We start from the raw sequence: 11,762 nt of genomic DNA, 5'->3' as shown, positions 1-11,762 counted from the left end.
GCAACCCACGACCGTTCATCTGGACCAAGACCGCCGAGGAGATCCTCGAATCACTCGCACGATTTTGTAGGCGAATTTCCGGCGCAGCACACTAGCTTCTCCGCGCTCATCCCTGCCCCCGTTCCTCGCCGGTCGTTCGTGCCGACCATTCTGGGCGGTCCGGGGGCGGCGGCCCGAGTTATCCACAACGCGCGGTTGTCCACAGGCGCGCCACCCGGCGGCGCGAACCGGTCACGGTCCGCCTAGGCTCTTGGCCATGGCACGCCCCGACGGCCGAGCGCCGGATCAACTCCGTACCGTGACCCTCACCCGCAGGTGGAGCATCCATCCCGAGGGATCTGTGCTCGTCGAGTTCGGCGACACGCGGGTGCTCTGCACGGCCAGCGTCACCGAGGGCGTGCCGCGCTGGCGCAAGGGCTCCGGCCTCGGCTGGGTGACCGCCGAATACGCGATGCTCCCGCGCGCCACCAACACCCGCGGCGACCGGGAGAGCGTCAAGGGCAAGGTCGGCGGCCGCACCCAGGAGATCTCCCGGCTGATCGGGCGCAGCCTGCGTGCCTGCATCGACCTCAAGGCTCTCGGCGAGAATTCGATCGTCCTCGACTGCGACGTGCTCCAGGCCGACGGCGGCACCCGCACCGCCGCCATCACCGGCGCCTACGTCGCCCTCCACGACGCGGTCACCTGGCTCGCCGACCGCAAGTCGCTCGCCGGCAAGCCGGCCGCGGTCATGCACCGCTCCATCCAGGCGGTCAGCGTCGGCCTCGTCTCCGGCGAACCCCGTCTCGACCTCATGTACGCCGAGGACGTCGCGGCCGAGGTCGACATGAACGTGGTCTGCACCGGCGACGGCGACTTCGTCGAGGTCCAGGGCACCGGCGAGGCCAACGTGTTCCGCCGTGACCAGCTCGACGCCCTGCTCGACCTGGGCGTGCTGGGGTGCACCGAGCTCGCCGCCGCGCAGCAGAAGGCGCTCGCCTCATGAGCGCACGCCTGCTGCTGGCCACGGCCAATCTCAAGAAGCTGGTCGAGCTCCAGCGGATCCTCGACGCGTCGCTGGGCACCGGCGGGATCAAGCTCGTGGGGCTGGGCGACTTCCCCGACTACCCGGACGTCCCCGAGACCGGGCTGACCTTCGGCGAGAACGCCCTCATCAAGGCGCGCGAGGGCGCCTCCCGCACCGGCCTGCCGACGGTCGCCGACGACTCGGGTCTCGCGGTGGACGCCCTCAACGGCATGCCGGGCGTGTTCAGCGCCCGCTGGTCCGGCGCTCACGGCGACGACCAGGCCAACCTCGACCTGGTGCTGGCCCAGATCGGCGACGTCCCGGACGAGCACCGCGGCGGCGCCTTCGTCTGCGCCGCCGCCCTGGTCCTGCCCAACGGCCGCGAACACCTGGTCGAGGGGCGCCAGACGGGCCGCATCCTGCGCGCCCGCCGCGGCACGGGAGGCTTCGGCTACGACCCGATCTTCCTCGGCGAGGGCCAGGAGAAGACCAACGCCGAGCTGAGCCCGGCGGAGAAGGACGCCATCAGCCACCGCGGCCGGGCGTTCCGCGAGCTCTCCAAGGTCATCGCCAAGGAACTACCCCGCTGACCCGCTGACGCCGCGCTTCATCCGGCACCGGGAGAGCGCGGCGGCAGGGCGATACCGGTGTTCAAGCGGGGTGCGTGAGCACGGCGGCAGGCAGGCTTGGGGCGTGAGCACGGCGGCAGGCAGGCTGGGTGCGCGAGCGCGCGGCGGCGAACGGCGCGGCTCGGTGCGTGAGCGGGCGACGGCACAGCGGCGGCTGCGCTCCGGCCGGCCGAGTCGGTTCGCACGCCGCCGGCCGGTCAGAAGCCAGGCAACCCCGGCCCGCCGGTTGCGAGCGGGGTGAGCCGGGTTCGCCGGTTGCGAGCGGGGTGAGCCCGGCCCGCCGGTCATGAGCCGGGCGAACCGGGCGAACCGGGCGAACCGGGTGAGCCCGGCCCGCCGGTCCTGAACCGGGTGAGCCGGAGCAGCTGACAGAGGCCGGGCCGGCTGACAGAGGCCGGGCGGGCCGGGCCGGGCGGTCAGAAGCCGGGCGGGACGGTGATCGTCACCGGGTGGCCGAAGTCGTAATACTCGGCCGTGGTGAGGCGTTCGGGCTGGTCGACCGTGATGCGGCGGATCAGGTCGCCGGCCGTCCAGATGTCGATGGAGGTGATCTTGTCGGCGTCCTCGACCTCGAACCAGGCGGCCTGGCCCGGGGGGAGGGCGGCCAGGGCCCTGCGGGATTTCGGCGTGAGTTCGACGTGGTAGTGCTCGGCTTCGGTGCCGCGTACGCGGTCGGTGCCCTTGGCGGTGACGTTTGCGTCGTTCAGGGCGGCCCGGATGACGTTTCCGGTGGACTGGGCGAAGGGGGCCAGGCGTTCCCCGGCCCGGAGCTTCTGCTTGAGCGAGGTGCCGTCGGAGCGGGATTCGTAGACCGTGTCGCCGATGACCGTCGTGGTGATCGTGCCGCCGCCCTCCTGCGTCGTTATCTTCAGGTCTGGGCCGTTCGCCTCCACCGTGGTGGTCGAGGCGCCGCCGGTTCTGATCTCGTCCTGCGTGGTGCCGCGGAGTGTGACCACCTTCTCCGTGCGTTCCGCCGCGGTCAGGACCGCCGCCGAGGCGGAGGTGCCGTCGCCGCCGAGGACGACCATCGTGGCCAGCACCGACGCCGCCGCCCCGGCCGCCGCCACCGTCCACGGCATCCAACGGCGGCCCCTGACCGGCGTCGCGGCCACAGCCTGGCCGCGGCCGTTGGCCGGCGTCGCGGCCACAGTCCGGCTACTGATCGGCGCCGCGGCCACAGTCCGGCCGCGGCCGTTGGCCGGCGTCGCGGCCACGGTCCGGCTACTGACCGGTGTCGCCGCCACGGTCCGGCCGCGACCCCTGATCGGCGTCGCGGTCGGAGTCCGGCGGCGGCCCGTGACCCATGCCACCATCCGCAGCCCTCGGCTGTCGCGGCGCCGATCAGGGCGGATGGCCTCATAGCGGGGCGAGCCGGGCGACGGCGGTTCGTCGTGCAGGGTGGGGTCCAGGGGGCGGAGGAAGTCCAGGTCGGGGTCGGGCATGCGGAAGAAGTCCAGGTCGGCGTCAGGCATGCTCGTCCTCTCGGGGTCGGGTCGTGTCCGGGTCGAGTTCTCGGTCCAGGCGTCGCCGGGCCTTGTGCAGGCGGGACGAGGCGGTCGCGGCGCTGATGCCGAGCAGGGTGGCGATCTCGGTCACGGCGAGGCGGTCCCACGCGCGCAGGAGGAGCAGCTCGCGGTCGTCCGGTGAGAGCGCCGCGAGGGCCCGCCACAGGTCGCTGCCGGGGTTGTCGGCGGTCTCGTAGGTTTCCTGCGGCGTGCCCCGGGTGAGGATCTTCAGGTGCAGGCGGCCGCGCCGGCGGGAGTCGCGGTCGTGGTTGGCCAGCACGTTGCGGGCCACACCGAACAGCCACAGCCGTGCGCCGTCCGCGGGGATGTCGGCGCGGCGGCGCCAGGCCACGGCGAACGTCTCGGCCGTGACGTCGTCGGCGTCGTGGCCGGTTTCCGTACGCCGCCGGGCGAACCGCCACACATCAGCGAACTGCGCGGAGTAGAAGTCGCTGAAATGGTCCTCGTCCATGCCACCTCCGAAGGCCGAAGTGAATCAGTCGCCCCCCACATGTCCGGTTCCCGCCGGATCTTGCCGCCCCCCGGCGTACGAAAAAAGGCCCTACCATTTGCACCGTGAAGACACGGGGGATTGCCGGGGCGTTGCTGGCCGCCGGCCTGCTGGTGGCCGGCGCCGGGTGCGATCCGGCGTGGGCCGAGGCGCAGTTCATCGAGGTGGTCGCCGGCGGCGGGGAGAACGACGGCGGGGCCGCGGCGGACGCGTTCATCGACGGGCGGCTCGTCGACATGGTGGCCGGGCGCGACGGTGTGCTGCGGGTGCTGACCGAGCAGAAGGACGTCCTCACGCTGTGGGCGGTCCGGGACGGGCAGCTCGGCAAGGTCACGGTGCCCGACCTGAAGGCCGACTACATCAGCCAGGTGGCGGCCGGGCCCGGCGACACCGTGTACGCCGCCATGTGGAACGGCGACGGCGGGGTGTGGCAGATCAAGGCCGACGGGTCCGTGGCGCAGAAGGTGGGCATCGACCGGGACACGTACCGGGGCGACCGCAAGCCCGCCGCCGACGGGGCCGCGGTCGCCGGCGCGTACGTCCGCTACCTGCACGGGGTGGCGGTGACGGCCGACGACCGGCTGTACTTCGCCGAGGAGCGGATCGAGCCGGTCACCCATCAGCTCGTCCGTACGGTGCAGGACGGGAAGTTGAAGACGGTGCTGGGCCGGGACCTGACCGGTCTCACCGAACGGCAGTGGCGCTCGGCGCGGACCACCACGGGTTTCCCGGCGGAGACCCCCGGCCCGCAGATCGCGGTGGAGAACGGGCTCAACGATCCGCTGGCGCTCGGCCCGGACGGCACCCTGTACGCCGCACCCGGCCGCCGCAGCGTCGTGGCGGTCCGCCCGAACGGCCTCGCGCACGAGGTGATCGGCAACACCGGCGGCGGGTACGACGAGGACGCCGAGCCGCCCGAGGAGCCGTTCCTGGACCGGGGCCCGGCGAAGAAGGCGCGGGTGAACCTGACCGGCACCGGGAGCGCGCGGCTCGGGCAGAGCAACGCCAGCCTGGTCACCGACGCGGACGGCGACCTGTACCTGACCAGCGTGCACTCGGAGAGCGACTTCCTGCCGGACTCGTTCGCGTGGACGGGCGACGTCACCGACACCCAGCGTGAGCTGCTCGAACGGTCGAAGAAGCAGCGGCGCGGAGACACCGAGATCCTGCGCGTACGCAAGGACGGCTCGTTGTCGACCGTGGCCGGGCACGCGGACGCCGTGGCGGTCCAGGGCGAGTGGATCTACCTGGCGCGCGCGTTCACCGACGTGGACAACAACCCCCGCGTCATCGTGGTCCGCACGGAGGTCGTCGGCTGAGGCGTCAGCCGAGCGCGCCGAGGTCGGCCTCGATCGCGGCGCGCAGGGCACGGCCCGCGATCACCGCGCGGGCCTGCTCCATGACCGGGGCCAGGAACACGTCCGGCCCCGGCTCCCCGGCGAACCCGGCCACGGCGGCCACCGCGGCGCGCCCGGCCGGCGACGGAACCAGGGGCGCGCGCAGCTGGATGCCGCGCACGCCGGCGAGCAGCTCGACCGCCAGCAAGCTGGTCAGGTTGTCCAGCACGGTCCGCAGCTTCTTGGCCGCGGCCCAGCCCATGGAGACGTGGTCCTCCTGCATGCCGCTGGTCGGCAGCGAGTCCACCGACGCCGGGCCCGCGAGACGGCGGTTCTCCGCGACGATCCCCGCGGCCGTGTACTGGGCGATCATCAGGCCCGAGTTGACGCCGGCGTCGGGGGACAGGAACGGCGGCAGCTCGCGGGAGCGGGCCACGTCGAGCAGGCGGTCCACCCGGCGTTCCGCGATGGCGCCGACCTCGGCCGCGGCGATGGCGAGGAAGTCGGCGGCGAAGCCGAGGGGCGCGCCGTGGAAGTTGCCGGTCGACTCGACCCGGCCGTCGGTGAGCACCACCGGGTTGTCCACCACCGAGCGCAGTTCCCGGGCGGCCGTCGTACGGACGAACTCCAGGGTGTCCCGCGCGGCGCCGGTGACCTGCGGCGCGCAGCGCATCGAATAGGCGTCCTGCACGGCGTGGGCGAGGTCGTCGCGGTGCGAGTCCATGATGGACGAGTTCTGCAGCAGCCGGTGGATGTTCGCGGCCGACGCGGCCTGCCCGGGGTGCGGGCGGATCGCGTGCAGCTCGGGCAGGAACGGGCGTTCCGAGCCGAGCATCGCCTCGATCGCGAGCGCCGCCGTCACGTCCGCCATCGCGAACAGGTGCCCGGCGTCGTCGATCGCGAGCAGCAGCATGGCGAGCATGCCGTCGGTGCCGTTGATCAGCGCCAGGCCCTCCTTGGCGGCCAGGTCGAGCGGCTCGAGGTGGGCGGCGTGCAGGGCCTGCGCCGCGTCGACCCGGGCGCCGTCCTTGCCGAGCACCCAGCCCTCGCCGAGCAGCACGAGCGCGCAGTGCGCGAGCGGCGCCAGGTCGCCCGACGCGCCCAGCGAGCCGTGCTCCGGCACCCACGGCGTGATGTCGTGGTTGAGCAGGTCGACGAGGCCCTGGGCGAGCCTGGGGCGCACCCCGGACAGGCCCAGGGCCAGCGACCGTACGCGCAGCAGCATCATCGCGCGCACCACCTCGCGGGGCATCGGCGCGCCGACCCCGGCCGCGTGCGAACGGATCAGCGCGTGCTGCAGTTCGGCGCGGCGCTCGGGGGCGATGAACGTGTTGGCGAGGGCGCCGAAGCCGGTGGAGACGCCGTACACGGGACGGCCGGAGGCCTCGATGCCGTCGACGATGGCCCGGCTGCGGCCCATCGCCGCGACGGCGGCCTCGGAGATCTCGACCCGCGCGTCGCGCCGGGCGACGGCGAGGACGTCGGCGGGGGTGATGCCGGTGGGCTGGACGATGACGTTCATAGCGGCACTCCGTCGTGCAGAACTGTGCGGATCAGCGGAACCCCGGGCCGGTAGGCCAGGTGCAGGTGGGAGGGGGCGTCGAGGACGATCAGGTCGGCCCTTGCCCCGGGGCGCAACACCCCGATGTCGTCGCGGCGCAGGGCCCGTGCGCCGCCCGCGGTCGCCGCCCGCACGGCCTCGGCGGGGGTCAACCGCATTTCCCGTACGGCCAGAGCGACGCAGAACGGCATCGACGACGTGTAGGACGAGCCGGGGTTGCAGTCGGTGGCCAGCGCGACCGTGGCACCGGCGTCGAGCAGCCGCCGCGCGTCCGGATACGGCGACCGGGTGGAGAACTCGGCGCCCGGCAGCAGCGTCGCCACCGTCGGGGAGCCGGCGAGCGCGTCCACGTCCGCGTCGCTCAGGTGCGTGCAGTGGTCGGCGCTGGCGGCCCCGAGCTCGACCGCCAGCCGCACCCCCGGACCGGCGGTGAGCTGATTGGCGTGGATCCGCGCGCCCAGCCCCGCCTTCAGCCCGGCGGTGAGGATCTCGCGGGCCTGGTCGCCGTCGAAGGCGCCGCGCTCGCAGAAGACGTCGACCCAGCGGGCGTACGGCGCGGCGGCGTCGAGCATGGGGCCGGCCACCAGGGCGACGTACTCGTCGGGCCGGTCCCGGTATTCCGCCGGTACGACGTGCGCGCCGAGGAACGTGGTCTCGGCGGTGAGTTCGCGCGCGAGGCGCAGGCTGCGCGCCTCCTCCTCGACGGCGAGGCCGTAGCCGCTCTTGATCTCGACCGTGGTGGTGCCCTGCCGCCGCATCTCGGCGACGAGCCGTCCCGCGGCGGCGCGCAGCTGCTCGTCGGTCGCCGCCCGGGTCGCGGCGACGGTGGTGCGGATGCCGCCGCCCGTGTACGGCTCCCCGGCCATCCGGGCGGCGAACTCGGCCGCGCGGTCCCCGGCGAAGACGAGGTGCGCGTGGCTGTCGACGAAGCCGGGCAGCACCGCGCGACCGCCCGCGTCGAGCCGTTCGTCGGCCGCGGGGGCCTGCGCCGCCGGGCCGAGCCAGGCGATCCGGCCGCCCTCGGCGACGAGCGCGGCGTCGTGCAGGATGCCGAGCTCGTCGTCGGCGGTGAACAGCTCGCCGATGTTCGTGATCACGAGGCTCATGCGATCGCCTCCCGCAGGGCCGCCGCCACGTCGAAGCCGGTGTGCCGCCCGTCCGCCACGATCGTCCGGCCGTCGGCGACCACGTGGGTGACGTCGGCCGCCGTGGCGGCGAAGACCAGGCCGGAGGGGTCGATGCCGGCCGTCCGTACCGAATCCAGGGAGACCGCGACCAGGTCGGCCCGCTTGCCCACCGCCAGTTCTCCGGCGTCGTCCCAGCCCAGCGCGGTGTGCGCGGTGGCCGCGGCGAGCAGTTCGGCGGGGGAGAAGTGGCCCCGGCGTTCGGTGGCGAGGCGCTCGTCCAGCTCCACGCCGCGGGCCTCCTCGAAGAGGTCGACGACGGCGTGGCTGTCGCTGCCGAGGCTCAGCGGGGAACCGGCGTCGGCGAGGGCACGGCCGGGTCCGATGCCGTCGGCGAGGTCCCGTTCGGTGGTGGGGCACAGGCAGACGCCGGTGCCGCTGCCGCCGAGGAGCTTCACGTCGTCGCCGGTCAGGTGGGTCGCGTGGACGGCCGTGGTGCCCGGTCGGAGGATGCCGTGCCGGTGCAGCAGTTCGGTGGGCGTGCAGCCGTGGACCGCCCGGCACTGCTCGTTCTCGGCGCGTTGCTCGGAGAGGTGCAGGTGCAGGGGCGCACGGCCGGCGAGGGCCGTGAGGGCGTGCGCGGGCACCGCGCGTACGGAATGGAGAGCCGCACCGATGCGCACGTGCTCGCCGTCGCGCAGCGTCGCCGTCCGGGTCAGCCAGCCGTCCAGGTCCCCGTCGCCGAAGCGGCGCTGGACGCCCTCGAGCGGCCGTCCGTCCACCGTGGACGTCAGGTAGAGCGTGTCCAGCAGGGTGATCCGCAGGCCCGCGTCCCGCGCCGCCCGCACCACGGCGTGGCCCATCTCGTTCGGGTCGGCGTACGGCGTGCCGTCCGGGCCGTGGTGCAGGTAGTGGAACTCGCCGACGGACGTGACGCCGGCCAGGGCCATCTCGCCGTAGACCGCCCGGGCCAGCGCGTAGTAGCCGTCCGGGTCGAGGCGGCCGGCCACCTCGTACATCAGCTCGCGCCACGTCCAGAAGCTGCCGCGGTCGCCGTGCGTACGCCCGCGCAGCGCCCGGTGGAACGCGTGCGAGTGCGCGTTCGCGAGGCCGGGCAGCACGAGGCCGCGCAGCCGGGTGCCGCCCGGCGCGGACCCGGGCGTGACCGCGGTGAACCGGCCGCCGGAGACCTCGAGGGTCACGTCCCGCTCGACCCGGCCACCGACCCACGCGTACTCGGCGAAGTACGTCATGTGAGCGCCTCGAGGACCGTGGCCAGGGACTCGGCGCCGGCCGCGCAGTCCTCGTCCGGGGCGTGCTCGGCGGGGGAGTGCGAGACGCCGGTCGGGTTGCGGACGAACAGCATCGCGGTCGGCACGTGCGCCGACAGCACCCCGGCGTCGTGCCCGGCGCTGGTGGGCAGGATCGGGGCGCCGCCGAGGATCCCGGCCAGCCGCGCGGCCAGGGCGGTGTCGAAGGCGACCTCCGGCGACAGCGACTCCGGCTCCACGACCACGCCGGTGCCGTCCCGCCCGGCCTGCTCGGTGGCGCGCTTGAGCACCGCCTCGACCAGCCGGTCCAGGGTCGGCGTGTCCGCCGCGCGGGCGTCCAGCCAGCCGCGTACGAGCGACGGGATCGCGTTGGTGGCGTTCGGTTCCACCTCGACCCGGGCCACCGTGGCGTGCGCCCCGGCCGCACGCGCCTCCTCGTTGGCCGCCAGCACGGTGTGCGCGAACGTCAGCATCGGATCGTGCCGGTCGGCCATCCGGGTGGTGCCGGCGTGGTCGCCGGTGCCGGTGAAGTCCATCCGCCACCGCCCGTGCGGCCAGATCGCGCTGGCCACCCCCACCGGCGCACCCAGGTCGACCAGCGCCTTGCCCTGCTCGATGTGCAGCTCCACGACCGCGGACACCCGGCGGGCGAGCCCGGGCAGCGCCCCGGCCGGCCGCGCGCCGAGCGCCTCGCCGAAGGTGACCCCGTCCCGGTCGCACAGCCCGGCCGCCTTCTCCGGGGTGATCGCCCCGGTCAGCAGCCGCGACCCCAGGCACGGTACGCCGAACCGCCCGCCCTCCTCCTCGACGAACGCGGCGATGCCGATCGGCCGGCCGGGGGTGACCCCGCGCTCGCGCAGGGCGTCCACGGCGAGGAACGCGCTGACGATGCCCAACGGCCCGTCGTAGCCCCCGCCGTGCGGCACGGAGTCGAAGTGCGAGCCGGTGAGCACCGCGTCGGGTCCCCACGGCCGGCCCCACCACGCGAACAGGTTGCCGTTGCCGTCCTCGGTGACGGCCAGGTCGCGGCGGGCCGCCTGATTGCGGAACCAGTCGCGGAGCACCAGTTCCGGCTCGCTCAGGGCGTACCGGAGATAGCCGCCCCGGGGGTCGCGGCCGATGGTCGCGATCTCCTGCCAGAGCCGCTGGAAGGCCGCGGTCATTTTCTCTCCATCGGAATGTGGACGCCGGCGGCGGCCGCGGACTCGTAGCCCGCGTCCACGTGCCGGATCACGCCCATGCCCGGGTCGTTGGTGAGCACCCGCTCGATCTTCTGCCCGGCGAGCGCGCTGCCGTCGGCGACGCAGACCTGCCCGGCGTGGATCGAGCGGCCGATGCCGACGCCGCCGCCGTGATGGATCGACACCCAGCTCGCCCCGCTCGCCGTGTTGACCATCGCGTTCAGCAGCGGCCAGTCGGCGATCGCGTCCGAGCCGTCGAGCATGGCCTCGGTCTCCCGGTACGGCGAAGCCACCGAACCCGCGTCCAGGTGGTCGCGGCCGATGACGATCGGGGCGGACACCTCCCCGCGCGCCACCATGTCGTTGAACCGCACGCCAGCTTTGTCCCGCTCGCCGTAGCCGAGCCAGCAGATCCGCGCGGGCAGTCCCTGGAACGCGACCCGCTCGCCGGCCATCCGGATCCACCGGGCCAGCGCGTCGTTCTCGGGGAACAGGTCGAGCACCGCGCGGTCGGTCGCCGCGATGTCGGCCGGGTCGCCGGAGAGCGCCGCCCACCGGAACGGCCCCTTGCCCTCGGCGAACAGCGGCCGGATGTACGCCGGCACGAAACCGGGGAACGCGAACGCCCGGTCGTACCCGCCCAGCCGCGCCTCGCCCCGGATCGAGTTGCCGTAGTCGAAGACCTCCGCGCCGGCGTCGAGGAACCCGACCATCGCCTCGACGTGCCGGGCCATGCTCTCCCGCGCCCGGTCGGTGAACTCCTCCGGCTTCGCGGCCGCGTAGTCGGCGGCGCCGGCGGGGTCGACGCCGATGGGCACGTAGCTGAGCGGGTCGTGGGCGCTGGTCTGGTCGGTCACGATGTCGATCGCGACCCCGCGGCGCAGCAGCTCGGGGAAGACCTCGGCGGCGTTGCCGACGACGCCGATGCTCCGCGCCACCCGGTCCCGCTTCGCGGCCTCGGCCCGGGCCACCGCGTCGTCCAGGTCGTTCGCCACCGTGTCCAGGTAGCGGTCCTTCACCCGGCGCCGCAGCCGCGACTCGTCGACGTCCACGATCAGGCAGACGCCGCCGTTCATGGTCACCGCGAGCGGCTGCGCCCCGCCCATCCCGCCGCATCCTGCCGTCAGCGTGAGGGTGCCGGCCAGGTCCGCCCCGAACCGCCCGGCGGCGTCGGCGGCTCGCTTGGCGGCCACGGCCGCGAAGGTCTCGTACGTGCCCTGCAGGATGCCCTGGGTGCCGATGTAGATCCAGGAGCCGGCGGTCATCTGCCCGTACATGGTGAGGCCGAGCTTCTCCAGGCGGCGGAACTCCGGCCAGGTCGCCCAGTCGCCGACGAGGTTCGAGTTGGCGATGAGGACCCGCGGCGCCCACTCGTGGGTGCGGAACACGCCCACCGGACGGCCGGACTGCACCAGCAGCGTCTCGTCGGCCCTCAGCTCGTCCAGCTCGCGGACGATCGCGTGGAACGACGGCCAGTCGCGGGCGGCGCGGCCGGTGCCGCCGTACACCACCAGCTCGTCGGGGCGCTCGGCCACGTCGGGGTCGAGGTTGTTCATCAACATCCGCTTGGCGGCCTCCTGCGGCCAGCCCTTCGCGGTGTACGCCGTGCCGCGCGGTGCGCGTACCTCAGGCATGCC

Annotated in this window: 10 protein-coding genes; 3 read left to right on the top strand and 7 right to left on the bottom strand. The window is 74.0% G+C overall.

The window, feature by feature from the left end; translation table 11 throughout:
• The first annotated feature begins 256 nt into the window (after window positions 1-256).
• Together rph and rdgB are read left to right on the top strand one after the other, a co-directional pair.
• A complete protein-coding gene (rph, locus tag CLV70_RS35200) occupies window positions 257-985 on the top strand; it encodes a ribonuclease PH (protein WP_106130953.1) in 729 nt (242 codons plus the stop codon).
• On the top strand, window positions 982-1,596 hold the full coding sequence (gene rdgB, locus CLV70_RS35195) for an RdgB/HAM1 family non-canonical purine NTP pyrophosphatase (RefSeq protein ID WP_106130952.1): 615 nt from the start codon (window positions 982-984) through the stop codon (window positions 1,594-1,596). The genes rph and rdgB overlap by 4 nt, the downstream gene beginning before the upstream one ends.
• 455 nt (window positions 1,597-2,051) lie before the next feature.
• Here rdgB and CLV70_RS35190 read toward each other — a convergent pair whose 3' ends face one another.
• A complete protein-coding gene (locus CLV70_RS35190; protein ID WP_106130951.1) occupies window positions 2,052-3,107 on the bottom strand; it encodes a hypothetical protein in 1,056 nt (351 codons plus the stop codon).
• Window positions 3,100-3,612 carry an RNA polymerase sigma factor gene (locus CLV70_RS35185; RefSeq protein WP_106130950.1) on the bottom strand — a complete coding sequence of 171 codons (513 nt, stop codon included), beginning with the start codon at window positions 3,610-3,612 and terminating at the stop codon, window positions 3,100-3,102. The genes CLV70_RS35190 and CLV70_RS35185 overlap by 8 nt, the downstream gene beginning before the upstream one ends.
• A 104-nt stretch (window positions 3,613-3,716) precedes the next feature.
• Between CLV70_RS35185 and CLV70_RS35180 the strand changes: the two genes are divergently transcribed.
• On the top strand, window positions 3,717-4,970 hold the full coding sequence (locus tag CLV70_RS35180) for a hypothetical protein (RefSeq protein ID WP_146164283.1): 1,254 nt from the start codon (window positions 3,717-3,719) through the stop codon (window positions 4,968-4,970).
• Window positions 4,971-4,974: 4 nt separating this feature from the next.
• Here CLV70_RS35180 and hutH read toward each other — a convergent pair whose 3' ends face one another.
• From hutH to hutU, 5 genes are read right to left on the bottom strand one after another with little or no spacing between them, the layout of a single operon-like run.
• Window positions 4,975-6,510: a histidine ammonia-lyase gene (gene hutH / locus CLV70_RS35175; protein WP_106130948.1), complete on the bottom strand. Its 1,536-nt coding sequence runs from the start codon at window positions 6,508-6,510 to the stop codon at window positions 4,975-4,977.
• The gene (gene hutI, locus CLV70_RS35170; protein ID WP_106130947.1) at window positions 6,507-7,655 is read right to left on the bottom strand and encodes an imidazolonepropionase; all 1,149 of its coding nucleotides are present in this window, start codon (window positions 7,653-7,655) and stop codon (window positions 6,507-6,509) included. Before hutI ends, hutH begins: the two co-directional genes overlap by 4 nt.
• Entirely contained in the window at window positions 7,652-8,926 is a 1,275-nt protein-coding gene (locus tag CLV70_RS35165) for a formimidoylglutamate deiminase (protein WP_106130946.1), read from the bottom strand. Before CLV70_RS35165 ends, hutI begins: the two co-directional genes overlap by 4 nt.
• Entirely contained in the window at window positions 8,923-10,107 is a 1,185-nt protein-coding gene (locus CLV70_RS35160) for an allantoate amidohydrolase (protein WP_106130945.1), read from the bottom strand. The genes CLV70_RS35165 and CLV70_RS35160 overlap by 4 nt, the downstream gene beginning before the upstream one ends.
• Window positions 10,104-11,759 carry a urocanate hydratase gene (gene hutU / locus CLV70_RS35155; RefSeq protein WP_106130956.1) on the bottom strand — a complete coding sequence of 552 codons (1,656 nt, stop codon included), beginning with the start codon at window positions 11,757-11,759 and terminating at the stop codon, window positions 10,104-10,106. Before hutU ends, CLV70_RS35160 begins: the two co-directional genes overlap by 4 nt.
• Window positions 11,760-11,762 lie beyond the last annotated feature (3 nt).

Source organism: Pseudosporangium ferrugineum (assembly GCF_003002065.1).
Lineage (GTDB): Bacteria > Actinomycetota > Actinomycetes > Mycobacteriales > Micromonosporaceae > Actinoplanes > Actinoplanes ferrugineus_A.
The sequence above is the reverse complement of the archived record's forward strand: the minus strand, read 5'-3'. Positions and strand labels throughout refer to the sequence as shown.